The 15,661-nt window shown below is 37.1% G+C and carries 14 protein-coding genes; 5 read left to right on the top strand and 9 right to left on the bottom strand.

All coding sequences use genetic code 11. From position 1 onward, the window contains the following. Positions 1-50: 50 nt before the first annotated feature. The 4 genes from ACZZZC_RS03750 to ACZZZC_RS03735 all read right to left on the bottom strand — a co-directional run bounded on the left by ACZZZC_RS03750 (position 51) and on the right by ACZZZC_RS03735 (position 3,041). The gene (locus ACZZZC_RS03750; protein WP_463484899.1) at positions 51-728 is read right to left on the bottom strand and encodes a metal-dependent hydrolase; all 678 of its coding nucleotides are present in this window, start codon (positions 726-728) and stop codon (positions 51-53) included. A gap of 51 nt (positions 729-779) precedes the next feature. Further along, positions 780-1,085, bottom strand: coding sequence for a YbaB/EbfC family nucleoid-associated protein (locus tag ACZZZC_RS03745; RefSeq protein ID WP_056848259.1), 306 nt, complete (start codon positions 1,083-1,085; stop codon positions 780-782). A gap of 103 nt (positions 1,086-1,188) precedes the next feature. Beyond that, a complete protein-coding gene (locus tag ACZZZC_RS03740) occupies positions 1,189-2,421 on the bottom strand; it encodes a serine hydrolase domain-containing protein (RefSeq protein WP_463484898.1) in 1,233 nt (410 codons plus the stop codon). Between the two features lie 68 nt (positions 2,422-2,489). Continuing rightward, positions 2,490-3,041, bottom strand: coding sequence for a cupin domain-containing protein (locus tag ACZZZC_RS03735; protein WP_463484897.1), 552 nt, complete (start codon positions 3,039-3,041; stop codon positions 2,490-2,492). 489 nt (positions 3,042-3,530) lie between these two features. Between ACZZZC_RS03735 and ACZZZC_RS03730 the strand changes: the two genes are divergently transcribed. Further along, a complete protein-coding gene (locus ACZZZC_RS03730; RefSeq protein WP_463484896.1) occupies positions 3,531-3,908 on the top strand; it encodes a GxxExxY protein in 378 nt (125 codons plus the stop codon). 158 nt (positions 3,909-4,066) lie between these two features. Here ACZZZC_RS03730 and ACZZZC_RS03725 read toward each other — a convergent pair whose 3' ends face one another. Together ACZZZC_RS03725 and pdhA are read right to left on the bottom strand one after the other, a co-directional pair. After that, entirely contained in the window at positions 4,067-5,731 is a 1,665-nt protein-coding gene (locus tag ACZZZC_RS03725) for a 2-oxo acid dehydrogenase subunit E2 (protein WP_463484895.1), read from the bottom strand. 29 nt (positions 5,732-5,760) lie between these two features. After that, positions 5,761-6,756 (bottom strand): pyruvate dehydrogenase (acetyl-transferring) E1 component subunit alpha, encoded by a 996-nt coding sequence (gene pdhA, locus ACZZZC_RS03720; RefSeq protein ID WP_056849234.1) that lies wholly within the window; start codon positions 6,754-6,756, stop codon positions 5,761-5,763. A gap of 1,166 nt (positions 6,757-7,922) precedes the next feature. On the opposite strand from pdhA, the gene ACZZZC_RS03715 reads away from it, so the two are divergent. From ACZZZC_RS03715 to ACZZZC_RS03705, 3 genes are all read left to right on the top strand, one after another. Next, entirely contained in the window at positions 7,923-8,480 is a 558-nt protein-coding gene (locus ACZZZC_RS03715; protein ID WP_056848253.1) for a C40 family peptidase, read from the top strand. A gap of 97 nt (positions 8,481-8,577) precedes the next feature. Beyond that, positions 8,578-9,705, top strand: coding sequence for a CapA family protein (locus tag ACZZZC_RS03710; protein WP_463486626.1), 1,128 nt, complete (start codon positions 8,578-8,580; stop codon positions 9,703-9,705). Between the two features lie 21 nt (positions 9,706-9,726). Further along, positions 9,727-9,909, top strand: a complete 183-nt coding sequence (locus tag ACZZZC_RS03705) for a hypothetical protein (RefSeq protein WP_463486625.1) — start codon at positions 9,727-9,729, stop codon at positions 9,907-9,909. Positions 9,910-9,912: 3 nt separating this feature from the next. On the opposite strand, the gene ACZZZC_RS03700 is transcribed toward ACZZZC_RS03705, so the two are convergent. Both ACZZZC_RS03700 and ACZZZC_RS03695 read right to left on the bottom strand, forming a co-directional pair. After that, positions 9,913-10,098 (bottom strand): hypothetical protein, encoded by a 186-nt coding sequence (locus ACZZZC_RS03700; protein WP_265798593.1) that lies wholly within the window; start codon positions 10,096-10,098, stop codon positions 9,913-9,915. A 155-nt stretch (positions 10,099-10,253) separates the two neighbouring features. After that, positions 10,254-12,299, bottom strand: coding sequence for a M13 family metallopeptidase (locus ACZZZC_RS03695; protein WP_463486624.1), 2,046 nt, complete (start codon positions 12,297-12,299; stop codon positions 10,254-10,256). A gap of 92 nt (positions 12,300-12,391) precedes the next feature. Between ACZZZC_RS03695 and ACZZZC_RS03690 the strand changes: the two genes are divergently transcribed. Beyond that, on the top strand, positions 12,392-13,324 hold the full coding sequence (locus ACZZZC_RS03690) for an SPFH domain-containing protein (protein ID WP_463484891.1): 933 nt from the start codon (positions 12,392-12,394) through the stop codon (positions 13,322-13,324). A gap of 68 nt (positions 13,325-13,392) precedes the next feature. Here the strand turns inward: ACZZZC_RS03690 and ACZZZC_RS03685 are convergent, their stop codons facing one another. Then, complete coding sequence (locus ACZZZC_RS03685) at positions 13,393-15,561, bottom strand: carboxy terminal-processing peptidase (protein WP_463484890.1); 2,169 nt, start codon at positions 15,559-15,561, stop codon at positions 13,393-13,395. Positions 15,562-15,661: the final 100 nt, after the last annotated feature.

The raw sequence follows: 15,661 nt of genomic DNA, 5'->3' as shown, positions 1-15,661 counted from the left end.
CCACAAATTTCCAGTTAATAAAAGATCTGCAAATCTGTGGCTTACTATTTTTACAATGCTATTGTTTCTCCAACTTTTGGCAACAATAAGGTTTTGCTTTCTCTCTTGAATTTTGATACAGCCTCATCTTCATCAATGCTGATCGGAGGAAAAGTATTGTAATGAACACCTATGATTTGATCGCAGTTAATGTATTTTGCTGCAATGATCGCATCATCAACGTCCATGGTGTAATGACCGCCAAGAGGCAAAATGGCATAATCTAACTTGTACAAATCAGCCAAGAGTTTCATTTCAATAGTTAATGCTGTATCGCCGGCGAAATAGATCTGTTTTCCGCCTAACTCCAACACGAAGCCAGCAGGGTTGCCACCGTAACTACCATCGGGGTTTGAACTGCTATGCACCGCCCAAACTGTACGCAGCTTACCAAAAGAAAGCTTCTGAACCCCAAAATTGATATCAGTTACCTTTTCGATCCCTTGTTCTTTAATCCATTTGGCTACTTCAACCATTGCAATCACCTCTGCACCGGTTTGGTTGGCCAGCTCAACTAAATCTGCAACGTGATCGCCGTGACCATGACTAACTAAAATATAGTCAGCCTCAATTTTAGAGGTATCAATATCTTTCGCTAAAGGGTTTGATTTTATAAAAGGATCAAAAAGAAATTTTTTTCCATCTGCCTCTAAAAGGAAGCAAGATTGGCCGTAATAAGTAAATGTCATAACGCGTTTATCGAAGGTGAATATAAATTTAGAAGTAGTAAAAAACTTAATTTATTGACCAAACATTCCGCCCAAACCACCTAACATATCTGCGGCTGAGGCTTGCATTTCTGTAGCACTAACCTCTTCGGCATTAGCCAGAGCTTTGTTAATTGCCGTTAATAACAATTCTTCTAACTCTTCTTTATCTGCATTTTCCAAAAATGTTTCATTAATTGAAACGCCTGTTATTGCTTTGTTTGCGGTTGCTGTAATCTTTATGGCGCCGTTCTCCACCTCTCCAAAAACAGAAATAGTATCTAAACGCTTTTTAATTTCTTCCGCTTTTTGTTGCGCTGCTAATAATTTATCGAACATAATTTGTTGTTTTATTAATAAGTTAAATTTACCTAAAATTGTTTTCGAACGCTATTATAAAAAAAACCTCGCAGGTTTTTGAAACCTGCGAGGTTTAGATTATTTAATCTTCATCGCTTCCTGGCAAGCTGCCATTGCCGTGGTAGGCACCTTTTCTGATTATCGGCATGCCCAGGTGTTTGTATAAATCATCAAGATGCATTAAACTTCCGTTGGTCAAATTCCCCAGAAAAATTACAATAATATTTTTGTCAAGATCGCGAACGTAGATATGTCTGAAACCGTGCCACCAGCCTGTATGATAAACTACTTTGTCCATCTTTTCCCCATCAAACATCCGCCATCCATAGCCGTAATTAAAGTGCCCGTTAACAGGCTTGTTGCGACCAACATAAGATGAGTCAGTACTTTTTTTGCTAAGTAACCTTCCATTTTTTAGATACTTATCATAAAGCACCAGATCATGAACAGTGCTGTAAATTCCCTTATCACCAACTGGTCCGTCTAAAAAGTTTTGGGCAACAGAGTATCTAAAGCTATTGCGATCATGCCCGACTACATCAACAGGAATTTTTTCATATTCAGTCGTACTGTAAACGTGAGTATTTTTCATCCCTGCAGGTTTGAAAATATGCTCCATCATATATTGAGAAAAACGTTGACCTGTTACTTTCTCAATAATTGCCCCTAATACCATAAAATTGGAGTTGTTATAGTGAAAGCGATCATCAGGTTTCACATAACGATTTGGCTTGCGTTCTGCAATCACATCCATTACTTCTTGGTTACTCACCCCTTTTTTCATGTTGCGTTTTTCCTTACGCCAAATGTCATCAATGAAATAAACATAATTCATCATTCCACTACGATGTGTCAGCAATAGTTTTACTGTAATTCCATCATAAGGAAAATTTGGGAAGAATTTTTTGACGTTATCATCTAACGAAAGTTTTCCGGCCTCGACCAGTTGCATAATAGCGGTTCCAGTGAACGTTTTGGTAATGGAGGCAAGTTCGAATTCAGAAGAAATTTTCAAACTATCGCGATGCAAGTAATCGGCCCAACCTATCGCTTTCTCGTACAGAATTTTGCCATCTTTAGCAACAAGCATATTCCCATTGAAGCCGTACTTTTTATGTAGGTTTTGTACAAAATCGGCGATCCACTTATCACCTTTGGCAGGGTCGTAGGCGATTAAAAGGCTATCTGCTTTATCATCTTCCTTTACACGGATCTTTGCATCGGCAGCTTTTTTTTCTTCCGATTTTTTGGTGTTGCAGGCAGTAAATAGGGTAACAGAGAGCGCTAAAGCTGAACAGAAATATCTAAAATTCATTAATATTAAGGATAGTGTATTTAAAACCCGAAAATTAAAGAATTTTAGACGGTTAAATAGAAAGAGTTTTAAACATTTGCGCAATTCTGGTTATACCAGCACTCAAATAAATGACCCTTGCTACCATAAACAGGATCGTTATCTGGATTTTTCACTTTTGCAATGTCATCATCTGCCTCTGGTCGTTCTTCAGGCTTACCATATTTTATGTTATATTCAAGCCCGTTTGGGTAGGCACCAACTACTGTAAAATCTTCACTTGAATTCAGTTTCATGTGCGCAACTCCAGCAGGAATAACGACAACATCACCTTTATCCAGTTCGATGCAAACACCATGATCGCCTCCAAACTGTACTTCAGCTTTACCGCAAAAAACACCCATTACCTCGTGGGTATTGCTATGATAATGTTGATAATCGAAAATACCATCAACCCAGGCATTGGTATAGCCATTTTGCGCAAAAACTTTTTTAATTACTTCATCTGTATCATCTGGATGAATTAAAAAAGCACCCTTATATATCATTAGAGGTAATTTGGCATTGTTAGGGAAGTTTCCATTCTCTTCAATTGTATGTGATACGAGATAAGCCTCTTGTATTAATTTTTCTTTGTCCATGATTGAGGGGTTTGGTTAATTAACAAAATAAAGAAGAAAGGGTTTAGGATTTTGTTGGATGGTTATGTGGTTAAATTTTGGTGCTCATGAAATTTACTATTTTTCGAGGAAATCAACTGGAAATTATTAGCGTATATCTATTGATTTCTCCCGCAGATCAAAAAGATTCTCGCAGATTTATTTTTATAAGCAACCAGAGTCAACATTTGGTGCCCTTCAAATCGTTTTCATCTGCGAAATCAACGGAAAATTATTAGCATATATCTATTGATTTCTCCCGCAGATCAAAAAGATTCTCGCAGATTTTTTTTTATAAGCAACCAGAGTCAACATTTGGTGCCCTTCAATCGTTTTCATCTGCGAAATCAGTGTTAATCAGCTGAAACTATTAGCCTATAACCCTTAATTTCCCTATAAATCAGAACAAATTCACGCAGATTTTTAGTTACATTAGAATAATCATCCAAAGGCAACTTAAATAATTTAACTATGGATGAAAATGATCTTTCTTATCAAATTAGAGGAGCAATCTTTACAACATATAACGCTTTGGGGCCTGGCCTTTTAGAGTCTGCATACGAAGCAGTGTTAGCTTATATACTGACTGAAAATGGCCTACAAGTTGAACAACAAGTTCAGTTGCCGATAATTTTCAATGATATCGAACTCGATGCCGGTTATAGAATCGACCTGTTAATAAACAGATTAATTATTGTCGAAATAAAAGCAGTAGAAAATTTAGCTCCAGTTCACCACAAGCAAGTGTTAACTTATTTAAAACTTTCTGGTTTAAAATTGGGATTGCTTGTTAACTTCAATTCGGTCGACATCAAAAATTCCATTTTCCGAAAGGTGAATGGACTATAAATACTAATGTACTTACAAACAAAGATCTGCGTAAATCACCTTAATCTGCGGGAGAATTTATGGCTAAAATGCTGTCAAATCAAAAAGCCACTCCGGTAAAGGAATGGCTTTAATATATTGCTCAGTTCGAAAACTGAAAATGATAAACTGTAAACTGCTTACGCTAACAATCTAATCGGCTCTTCTAATAAACCTTTTAGCGTTTGTAAGAATTGTGCTCCAGTTGCACCATCAACCACACGGTGATCGCAACCTAGAGTCAACTTCATCACGTTACCCGGAACAACAGCACCGTTTTTAACAACAGGAACTTGTTGAATAGCACCAACAGATAAAATTGCACCATCAGGTGAGTTGATGATCGATGTAAACTCATCAATACCAAACATACCTAAATTAGAAACTGTGAAAGTCGATCCTTCCCAGTCCGCAGGTTGTAATTTCTTAGCTTTTGCTTTACCACCAAAGTCTTTTACTTCAGCAGAAATGTGCGATAAAGATTTACCATCAGCAAAACGAACCACAGGCACTAATAAACCATCTTCAACAGCCATAGCAACGCCAATGTTAGTATGTTCGTTGAAACGGATTTTATCACCACCCCATGATGAATTAACTGCTGGATGTTTTTTCAACGCAACAGCAACGGCTTTAATTACGATATCGTTGAAGGAAACTTTAACAGGAGCAACAGCATTGATTGCCGTACGGGCAGCCATTGCGTTATCCATATCAATACTTACGGTTAAGTAAAAATGTGGTGCTGTAAATAAACTTTCTGCTAAACGTTTTGCAATTACTTTACGCATTTGCGAAACAGGCTGTTCTGTATATTTCACCTCGCCAACAAAAGTTGGGATCACTGGCGCAGCAGCAGTAGCTTTTTCAGCAGCAGCCGGAGCTGATTCTGATTTCGCCGGTGCAGCAGCAGGTTTATAGTTTTCGATATCTTTTTTAATGATACGGCCACCTTCTGCACTACCAGCAACTTGTGATAAATCGATTCCTTTATCTTTAGCAATTTTCTTAGCCAATGGCGATGCTTTTACGCGACTATCAGAAGAACTTTCTGCCACTGGAGCAGATGAACCAGCATCAGCAGTTGTTGCTTGTTTTTCTTCTTTCGGAGCTTCTTCTTTGCTTTCAGCTTTTGCAGCCGGAGCAGAACCGCCCGCTAAAATACCACTCACATCAGTTCCTTCCGGACCAACAATGGCGATAATTCCGTTTACTTTAGCCGCCTCACCTTTTTCTACACCAATGTGTAATAAAGTACCAGTTGCATAACCCATCACTTCCATAGTTGCCTTATCGGTTTCTACATCCGCTAAAACATCATCATCCTTAACCTGGTCGCCAACTTTTTTATGCCATTCAGCAATAACGCCTTCAGTCATGGTATCGCTTAGCAAAGGCATACGAATTACGGTAACGCCTTTTGCTGCTAATTCTTCCTCGCTTAAACCACCACCTTGAGCAGGGGCAGCTTCTTCTTTTTTCTCTTCAGCCTTTGGTGCTTCAGCGCTTTCAGCTTTCGGAGCTTCGCCACCTTTTTCAGCATCTAACGCTGCCTGAAAATCTTCACCTTCTTTACCAATAACGGCCATAACAGCATCAACAGGAACAGCCTCACCTTCTTTTACACCAACGTATAAAAGTGTACCATCCCAATAAGATTCCATGTCCATTGTTGCTTTGTCAGTTTCTACTTCTGCCAAAACATCGCCGCTTTTCACTTTATCGCCCACTTTTTTATGCCACTTCGCCAAAACCCCTTCGGTCATGGTGTCGCTCATTTTGGGCATTTTAATTACATCAGCCATTATATCTAATTAATTGAAATCTTTTAAAATTAGTCCATTACGTAAGGGTAGTTCTCCGTCATATACACATCTTTGTATAATTCAGATGCTTCTGGCCAAGGAGATTCTTCAGCAAACTTAACCGCTTGATCTACGGTAGCTTTAACTTTAGCTTCTACTTCTTCAATCCAAGCTTGGTCAGCATATTTTTCTTTCAAAATAGTTTCTCTTGCCAATTCAACCGGATCTTTTGCTTTATAATCTTCTAATTCTTCTTTAGTACGGTATTTTGCCGGATCAGACATTGAGTGACCACGGTAACGGTAAGTTCTCATTTCTAAGAAAGTAGGTCCTTCACCTTTACGGGCACGTTGAATTGCTTCATCCATCGCGTTATGTACCGCAACTGGGTCCATGCCATCAACCGGAGCACATGGCATATCAAAACCTAAACCAATTTTATAAATATCAGTCATGTTGGTGGTACGTTGTACCGAAGTACCCATTGCATAACCATTGTTTTCGCAAACAAAAATTACAGGCAATTTCCACAACATAGCCATGTTAAAAGTTTCGTTTAATGCACCCTGGCGCACAGCACCATCGCCCATATAACAAATATTAACGTTATCTGTTCCTTTATATTTTTCTGCAAAAGCAACACCAGCACCTAGTGGAATCTGACCTCCAACAATGGCATGGCCACCATAAAAATTATGTTCTTTGCTAAACATGTGCATAGAACCACCTTTACCTTTAGAGCATCCAGTAGCTTTACCATACATTTCTGCCATAATGCTGTCGGCACTAACACCTAAAGCCAAAGCATGAGCGTGATCACGGTAAGTAGTAATCATCGAATCGCCTTTTTGCATTGCAGATATGGCGCCTGCAACTACAGCCTCTTGTCCAATGTATAAATGACAAAAGCCACGAATTTTTTGTTGTCCGTATAATTGGCCTGTTTTTTCTTCGAATTTGCGCATAAGCAACATCGATTCGAACCATTTTAACCAAGTATCTTTATTTATTTCTACTGCACTCATTTTAGGATATTTGTTTTTTTGCGACAGCAAATCTAATTTTTTTATTGTAATTTTTGGCACTTTTAAGTGTAAAAACATCATACACTTTAATACAATCGTACATTTAACAGTTGTTTTCTCATCAAAAGTTTTTGATACCGCCTATTTTGCCTAAATCATCGATTTTACGGAAATTAAAATCACAGTTTATCAAGCTATCGCTTTCAAATAATGGTAAAATTTAATTCTGCAAAATCCTATTAAGTCCTAATTTATTAATTTTTATTTGAAAGGCAAATACAGATGCCTTTAAGTAAAAGTAGCCCCGCCATTCGCATTATCTTTTTTGTCATTTTTTATGATCAAAGGAAAGAATCTACCACAAAAAAGGATAATTGCTACTGTCGGGCTTAAGTTGGCATGGCTTTGTGCATTTTATTAAAGATTTTAAACCTACTCCCCTCCTTGAAAATAAAGAGGGGAGTAGGTTTATGCTGAAAATTCTAATCTGCTGCTATAAAATAGGGTTTGATGCACCAACCTAACACCTTCAAACAAAAGACTGTTAATCAATGGCAACTCCCCTCCTAATTTACGAGGAACAAGGGGTGGTTATTTTGGAAAATTGTATTTTACCAAGAACAAATGAACCCACCAAGGTTCAAACCTTATAGAACGAAAATACTTTTATTGCTTAATATGCTGCTACAAAATAGGGTTTGATGCACCAACCTAACATCTTCGAACAAAAGACTGTTAATCAATGGCAACTCCCCTCCTAATTTAGGAGGGGCAGGGGGTGGTTATTTTGGAACATTGTATTTTACCAAGAACAAATGAACCAACCTAGGTTCAAACCTGATAGAACGAAAATACTTTTATTGCTTTTGAAAGTTACTAGCTCTATTATGTTACTGGCTATTTAGAGCGAGTAACTTTGCAATAAAAGATTCTATGGATAGCAGGGCTTTCGGAATCGACGAAGAAAAAAACTTGCTTTTCAAAACAATTTTAGGTGTCTTATCTTCGTTTCTAACAAGCCGAAAACGTTGAAATGTTAATAACTTTCACTTTTTAACAAGTTACATTTGGATAACATTTGTATAATTAATACTTTTGGCAACCAACAATAAGCCCATGTGGTTTACGTTACTGTGTAAGTGAATACCCAAACATAACTGTATAACATGATTAAAAAATTTTTGTTTTCATCCCTAATCGCTATTTGCACGTTCTCAGCCGCATTTGCGCAAACAAAAACAAAAGAATCTGGTAAAGAATTAAACGATCCCGACAACTTAGCTTCACAATATTTCTCGCAAGTAATGGGTGTTGCTGTAGATGCGACTTCAAACTTAAAATTATACAAGTTTGTTTACGAATGGATCGGAACGCCATATAGCTATGGTGGAAACACCAAAAGAGGCATCGATTGCTCGGCATTCACTAAAGCGATTTACGACAAAGTTTTCAACACTACCATCAGAAGAAATTCACGCGATATTTTTAGCATGGTAGATCCATTATCTAAAGATGATTTAAAAGAAGGCGATTTAGTTTTCTTTAAAATAAAAAGCAGAAGTATTTCACATATTGGTATTTATTTGGGAGATAATCGCTTTGCACATGCATCAAGTTCTCGTGGTGTGGTAATCAGCAACTTAAACGAACCTTACTACAGCCGCTATTTTTACAAAGGCGGTCGGATCTTAGAATCGTTTAAAAAGGAATTCACAGTAGAATAAAGCAACTTACAATCTTAAATTTAAGTTTTTAGATTGAACACATACGATCCTCCTGAAGCAATTTTGGAGGATTTTTTTATACCTTATAAATTAATTAATGAAATTCTCGAGCAGCTTAATTTTATCATTTCTTACCATATTCATTGTTTTAAGTTGTACCAATAACAAAGCACAAGTGGTTGCAGCTGGTGCGAAACAAGATACCATCATCAGGAAATTAAAAGATACCATTTCAATTACTGCTGTTGGCGATATCATGCTGGGCTCGGCTTTTCCTTCAAAAATTAACCTACCACCAGATGATGCCGTTAACAGTTTTCAGGCCGTTGATAGTTTATTGAAAGGCGACATCGTTTTCGGAAATTTAGAAGGATGTTTCTTAGATTCGGGTAATTCAAATAAGTGCAATGGCGTTAACCCCAATAGCTGTTATGCCTTTAGAATGCCAGAACGTTATGCCGGTATTTATAAAAAGGCTGGCTTTAATGTATTAAGTATTGCCAATAATCATGTTGGTGATTTTGATACCAGAGGAAGAAAAAATACTGCAAAAGTTTTAGACTCTTTAAAAATCCATTATGCTGGACAGGTAAATAAACCTTTCGAAATTTTTGAAAAGGACAGCGTTAAATATGGCTTCTGTGCTTTTGCGCCTAATGAAAATACGGTTTCTATTAATAAAATCGATAGTGCTAAAGCATTGGTTGCCCGCTTGAAAAAGCAGGTAGATATTGTTATCGTGTCTTTTCATGGTGGTGGCGAAGGCGCCAGATTTGAACACGTTCCACGAAAAAACGAAATATTTTATAGGGAAAATCGCGGTAATGTTTACAAGTTTGCGCATGCTGTAATTGATGCTGGTGCTGATGTAGTGCTTGGGCATGGGCCACATGTAACCCGAGCCGTGGAAGTTTATAAAAATAAATTTATTGCCTATAGCCTCGGAAATTTTTGCACTTATGGCATGTTTAGCCTGAAAGGCAATAATGGAATCGCACCATTAGTACAATTAAAGATAAATAGTAAAGGTGATTTTCTTTATGCTGATGTAACCTCGATACAGCAGGATAAAGTTAATAGGCTAACTATCGATAATAACCACAGGGCATTTAAGCGAATAAAGGAATTAACGGATATGGATTTTTTTGGACATCAATTAAAATTTGAGGACAATAAAATAGTAATGAAAGAAAACTTATCTGTTGACACTCAACCTCAACCTTAGTCTCAACTTCAATCTCCAATCATGAAAAAAGGATTAATTCTCCACTATATTATTGGTATAGCCGCAGCGATTTTAGTTTTAGCTGCAGCCTACTACATCAATCAAAATCCAAAGAATTTATTATCGGCAGGAATTATCATTTTAGCCGGATGCCTGGTTGCTTTTAGCCAGTATCAAATTATAAAAAGCAAGAAGCAGAAATAACTTCTACGCTTCGTCTTTCGTATTCTTCACCAAACCAATTCCGGAAACGAAGAAGATCAATCCAATTATACCGTAAACCAACAATCCTCTGGTTTGCTGACTGTGTTGTACAAATCCATATCCAGCATAAATTAATCCGATGATGCCTAAAATGGTTAATATAGTTCCGAAAGTGCGTTTAATATTCATAGTTTTAAAATTATCAGAGTAAATACAATATAAAGCGGTTTTTGTTTTATTCGTTACTTATGCCAACGGATAAAAAAAATAAAGCCACAAATTTTCAGCGTTTAAAGCTAATAATCTGTGGCTTAAGATTAATGATCTGTTGAACTAACCCTTACCTACCAAACGCCTAACCTATTTGCTGGCGCAACATACATTTTTGCAGTTGTAGGAATATTAAAGGCCTTATAAAATGCTTCCATGTTATATACTGGGCCGTTTACTCTAAACATTTCCGGACTGTGTGGGTCTGTTTTTAAGCGAACCCGCATACTTTCATCGCGATTTTTCATTCTCCAAACTTGGGCAAAACCTAAGAAGAAACGTTGATCGGGGGTAAAACCATCAATCTTGTCCATACCTTTTCCTTGCTTGGTTAATTTAAATGCATCATAAGCGATATTTAAACCACCTATATCTGCAAGATTTTCACCTAAAGTAAGCGCTCCGTTTACATGTTGGTTATCTAAAAGTGTAAATTTATCATAAAAAGCGGCAACCTTATCTGCTTTCGTTTTGAATTTGGCGGCATCCTCCTTTGTCCACCACTCTTTCAAGTTTCCGGCTGCATCATATTGTCTTCCCTGGTCGTCGAAACCATGAGTCATTTCATGCCCAATCACGGCGCCAATAGCTCCGTAATTAATTGCATCATCGGCATTAAAGGCAAAAAATGGAAACTGAAGAATACCTGCAGGGAAAACAATCTCATTAAAAGAAGGATTGTAATAAGCGTTGACTGTTGGAGGTGTCATTCCCCATTCAGTTTTATCTACTGGCTTGCCCAATTTATCCATCATTTCTTTGTACGCATGTTTTTTAGCTGACTGAAGATTTGCAAAAAAGGTAGTTTTAGAGATCTCTACATCATCGTATTTCTTCCATTTATCGGTGTAACCGATTTTTTTTACGAAGGCATTTAACTTTTCCAATGCTTTCTTTTTGGTTTCGGCTGTCATCCAATCTACTTTTTTAATACGTTCTTCATACACCTTTTGAAGATTATCAACCAATTCTACCATTCTCTTTTTAGCTTCTGGTTTAAAATACTCTTCTGTGTATAATTGCCCTAAAAGGTCCCCTAGGTTAAGATCGGTGTTATTAACCATTGATTTCCATCTTTCCGTAGGTAACTGACGGCCTGTAAGCGTTTTATCAAAAAACTCAAATCTGGCATCTCTAAATTTTTGTGTTAATGCATAGGCATTTTCATTTAGGGCATCGAACTTTAATTTCTCCTTCCAAATTTGGATTGGCTGTGTTTTAATTAAGTTTGATAGTGTTTGATAGTATTTCGGTTGTCGAACAATAATGGTGTCTACGTTAGCGCCTAATTTGGTTAAAACAGACTTGACATCGAGATTTGGAAGCTGTTTTTGAAAATCGGAAACAGCAAACTTGTTATAATTTTTTTGAGGATCGCGTTGCTCAACAGGTGTAAAATGACTTTGTGCTAAAGCCGTTTCGAGTTTAAGTATATCATTGGCATACTTCACCCCATTTAGTGAATCGCCAGAAAGGGCAAATATTTTAGAAATGTAAGCCAAATATTGTTCTCTTATTTTTTTAGCCTTTTCATCCTGATCAAGGTAATAACTTCGCTCTGGTAAATTGATGCCTGATTGATAGAAAATCAAAGCATTTTTTTGACTGCTTTTATCATCTGGCTCCACTCCGAAAGCCAATAAATCGCCTTCGCCGTTTTTAAACCCCTCGGCAATGAAATTGATTAATTCGTTTGCATTTTTTATATTATCAATTTTTGATAACAAGGGCATTATTGGCGTCGTCCCCAATTTTTCAATGGTTAATGAATCCATTCCACTGGCATAAAAATCACCTACCTTTTGTGCTATACTTCCTTTTGTCGCATTACTTTTGGCAGATTTCTCTAATATTTCTTTAAGATTTTTTATGTTATCATCATATAGCGTATAAAAAGACCCCCAACCTGTTTGCGTTTTCGGGATTTTTACATTTTTCATCCATTTGCCATTGGCATACAGAAAAAAATTATCGCCAGGTTTTACGGTGGTGTCCATCCCCGCAGTGTCAAAAAATACCGTTCGTGTATCTGTGCTGCTGGTGGTTTGATGGCTTTTATCATTTTGACAGGCGGCGAGTAGCAACAATGCTGCGGCTGGCAATAACAATTTCTTTTTCATGTATATATAAATTTAGTTTGCGGATATACTAAAGCTACAAAACAACCCTGTAGTTTCTACGAATTTTTATAACTTCATAAAAAAAACTTATTATGCAATACACGATCTACATTCTCGGTTTCATCGGAATTATTATTTTGTTAAGCTCCTTTGTTACCGTTAAACAAGGAACAATAGCTGTAGTAACGGTTTTCGGAAAATATCGAAGGCAGCTTCGCCCCGGTTTGAACTTCAAAATACCGTTAATTGAACAGATTTACTCTCGTATTTCTATTCAAAACCGTTCGGTAGAATTATCGTTCCAGGCAGTAACGCAAGATCAGGCGAACGTTTACTTCAAAGCCATGCTTCTATATTCTGTAGTTAATCAGGATGAGGAAACAATAAAAAACGTAGCCTTTAAATTTGTTGATGCAACGAATTTAATGCAGGCATTAATCAGAACTATTGAAGGTTCCATTCGTGCTTATGTAGCTACACAAAAACAAGCAAACGTATTGGCTCAGCGTAATGAGATTGTGCTGCATGTAAAGGAACAAATTGACCAGGTATTAGATGGATGGGGTTACCATTTACAAGATCTTCAATTAAATGATATTACTTTTGATGAAGAGATCATGCGTTCAATGAGTCGTGTGGTGGCATCAAATAACTTAAAGGCTGCTGCAGAAAATGAAGGTCAGGCTTTGCTAATTACCAAAACAAAAGGTGCAGAAGCGGATGGTAATGCCATTAAAATTGCCGCAACTGCAGAACGTGAAGCTGCTCAACTCCGTGGGCAAGGTATTGCTTTGTTTAGAGAAGAGGTAGCAAAAGGGATGACCAATGCGGCACATGAAATGCAGCAAGCGAACCTAGACACATCGGTAATTCTCTTCACCATGTGGACGGAAGCCATTAAACAATTTGCAGAGTACGGCGAAGGCAATATCATTTTCTTAGATGGTAGCACCGAAGGCATGAACAAAACAATGAAGGAAATGATGGCTATGCAATTGAGCCAGAATCCGATTAAGCCTTCATAAACATTTGATATTAACGAAAGAAGCCCGATTAGATAATTCTAATCGGGCTTCTTTGTTTTGCATTTGATTTATAGCTTTGGTGCTGTTGCAATCCCCAAATTCATCACATAATTACCAGATTGCTGCATAAAGTCCCCCATCACTTTTAAAGATTCATCTTCAATAAAATCAAACGTATCTTGTTTCGTTACTTTTTCACCCTTTTTAATAGCTGGCAAGCCTCTCAACGCTCTTAATTCATTTTGTCGAGCTAAAGATTTTGCTTCCTGAGCATCACGTTCAGCTTTTAATTTATTTTCATTCAACGTTACCGATACTTCCGCATCACGTTTTTTCAGGTCAGCGATATCTTGTTTAATAAATTTAAAATCTAACGAGTTTGCTATACGCTGTTCGCTGTTTTTTATTAAACCAGCTTTAACTGCTGATAAATTAGCAACCGCCTTGAAGTTCGAGCTCGGAATTACATCCCAAGGTAATGCTGATGGCTCTGTATCTTCTCCAATTTTATCCATTGGATAAAGCGATGGAAACACAACATCAGGTGTTACCCCTTTATGTTGTGTACTGCTACCTGCTACACGGTAAAATTTCGCCATGGTTAAATTAATCTGACCAAGATTAATATCAGCTGGATTTGCTCCGCTTGGAGAAGTACCAATAGTTTTGTCTCTGGTAACTAAACCCGCAATTTTTTGCAGCATACCAGGATTAACCAATTTATTTAAATCAATTGAGGATTGAACGGTACCTTTTCCATAACTCTGGCTCCCCATAATAATTCCTCTTCCATAATCTTGAATAGCTCCTGCAAAAATTTCTGATGCCGATGCACTTAAACGATCAATCATGACTCCGAAAGGACCATCCCATGCTACGCCAGATGTTTCATCTTCATCTACTTCAATTTTACCTCTTAAATCTTTAACCTGAACAACTGGGCCTTTATCGATAAACAAACCTGTTAATGAAATCGCTTCCACAAGAGAACCGCCGCCATTTCCACGCAAATCCATCACAATGGCATCCACTTTATCGATGTTTTTTAGTGAATCAACTAATTTTCTCACATCACGTGTAGTACTTTTATAGTTCTTATCGCCAGAATTTGCGGCTTTAAAATCTGCGTAAAAGGCTGGTAAAGAAATAATACCAATTTTATAGTTTTTGCCGTTTGAATTGATGGTTTTTACTTTCTTCTTAGCTGATTGATCTTCAAGGATAATTTTTTCCCTAACCAATTCGATAATTACCGGCTTAGAAGACATCTCTTTTCCTACAGGAATAACTTTCAAGCGAACTTTTGTGCCTTTTGGACCTTTAATTTTCGTAACAGTAACATCCAATCTCCAACCCACTACATCAACAAATTCGCCATCGCCTTGAGCAACTGCAATAATCCTGTCACCAGCGGTAAGTTGTTTTCCTTTAAATGCAGGTCCTCCTGGAATAATCTCCGAAATTTTAACAACTTCATTTTCGAGCTGTAATCTGGCACCAATACCTTCGAACGAACGAGACATTTCTTCGTTAAATTCAGTCGCTCTAGCGGGTACAAAATAGTTAGTGTGCGGATCAACTGATTCGGTAAATGCATCCATCAAAATTTGGAATACATCTTGATTATTAGTTTTCGAAGTTTGAGATTGAAGGTTTTGATAACGTTTTGTAAGTGTTTCTACGTTTTTCTCCTGTGCAGTACCAGCCAAGTTAAGATTGATTAACTCATATTTCACTCTTTTTTTCCAGGTTTCATTTAACGCAGTTGAAGAAACTGCCCATGGAAGCTTTTCACGGTCGTACACATAAGTATCGTTTTGATTAAAATCGTACTTGGTTTTTATTTGCGCTAAAGAGTATTTGAAATATTCGTTTAAACGTTTTGCATATACATTGTAAATATAAAATGGACCGCTTAAATCACCATTCTTGAAATCGTCGTCTAAAGTAGTTCTGTATTTCTCGAATTCTTTGATATCAGAAGCAAGAAAATAATTTTTCCCCTGATCTAAGGCCTTTATATATCTATCTAAAATTAAGGATGAAATAGAATCGTTAATCTGGATTTTTTTATAATTATAACTCTCGATAAGATTTACAACTTCCTTGATTACGAGCTTCTGTTGCTCATCGGGCATTACATTGGTAACGCCTTCCACAATCGGCTGTGGCTTTGGGTCGGCATGGCAAGCCAGTACCGCCGCAGTAAAAATTACAAAAAATATTCTCTTCAACATCTCTTTAAACGATTTAAAATCCATTTCAATATTATATAGCCAATATGATACCATTTTAACGAAAAAACAAAAAAGAGACAGCATTATTACTGTCTCTTGT

The sequence above is a fragment of the Pedobacter sp. AC212 genome, from assembly GCF_979258625.1.
This window is presented reverse-complemented; position numbering and strand designations above follow the sequence as displayed.

Excerpts from the sequence above, each read along its gene's own strand:
- ACZZZC_RS03685 (WP_463484890.1), bottom strand. The coding sequence starts at position 15,561 with ATGTTGAAGAGAATATTTTTTGTAATTTTTACTGCGGCGGTACTGGCT.
- ACZZZC_RS03745 (WP_056848259.1), bottom strand. The coding sequence starts at position 1,085 with ATGTTCGATAAATTATTAGCAGCGCAACAAAAAGCGGAAGAAATTAAA.
- pdhA (WP_056849234.1), bottom strand. The coding sequence starts at position 6,756 with ATGAGTGCAGTAGAAATAAATAAAGATACTTGGTTAAAATGGTTCGAA.
- ACZZZC_RS03695 (WP_463486624.1), bottom strand. The coding sequence starts at position 12,299 with ATGAAAAAGAAATTGTTATTGCCAGCCGCAGCATTGTTGCTACTCGCC.
- ACZZZC_RS03715 (WP_056848253.1), top strand. The coding sequence starts at position 7,923 with ATGATTAAAAAATTTTTGTTTTCATCCCTAATCGCTATTTGCACGTTC.
- ACZZZC_RS03730 (WP_463484896.1), top strand. The coding sequence starts at position 3,531 with ATGGATGAAAATGATCTTTCTTATCAAATTAGAGGAGCAATCTTTACA.
- ACZZZC_RS03725 (WP_463484895.1), bottom strand. The coding sequence starts at position 5,731 with ATGGCTGATGTAATTAAAATGCCCAAAATGAGCGACACCATGACCGAA.
- ACZZZC_RS03735 (WP_463484897.1), bottom strand. The coding sequence starts at position 3,041 with ATGGACAAAGAAAAATTAATACAAGAGGCTTATCTCGTATCACATACA.
- ACZZZC_RS03750 (WP_463484899.1), bottom strand. The coding sequence starts at position 728 with ATGACATTTACTTATTACGGCCAATCTTGCTTCCTTTTAGAGGCAGAT.
- ACZZZC_RS03710 (WP_463486626.1), top strand. The coding sequence starts at position 8,578 with ATGAAATTCTCGAGCAGCTTAATTTTATCATTTCTTACCATATTCATT.
- ACZZZC_RS03690 (WP_463484891.1), top strand. The coding sequence starts at position 12,392 with ATGCAATACACGATCTACATTCTCGGTTTCATCGGAATTATTATTTTG.
- ACZZZC_RS03700 (WP_265798593.1), bottom strand. The coding sequence starts at position 10,098 with ATGAATATTAAACGCACTTTCGGAACTATATTAACCATTTTAGGCATC.
- ACZZZC_RS03740 (WP_463484898.1), bottom strand. The coding sequence starts at position 2,421 with ATGAATTTTAGATATTTCTGTTCAGCTTTAGCGCTCTCTGTTACCCTA.
- ACZZZC_RS03705 (WP_463486625.1), top strand. The coding sequence starts at position 9,727 with ATGAAAAAAGGATTAATTCTCCACTATATTATTGGTATAGCCGCAGCG.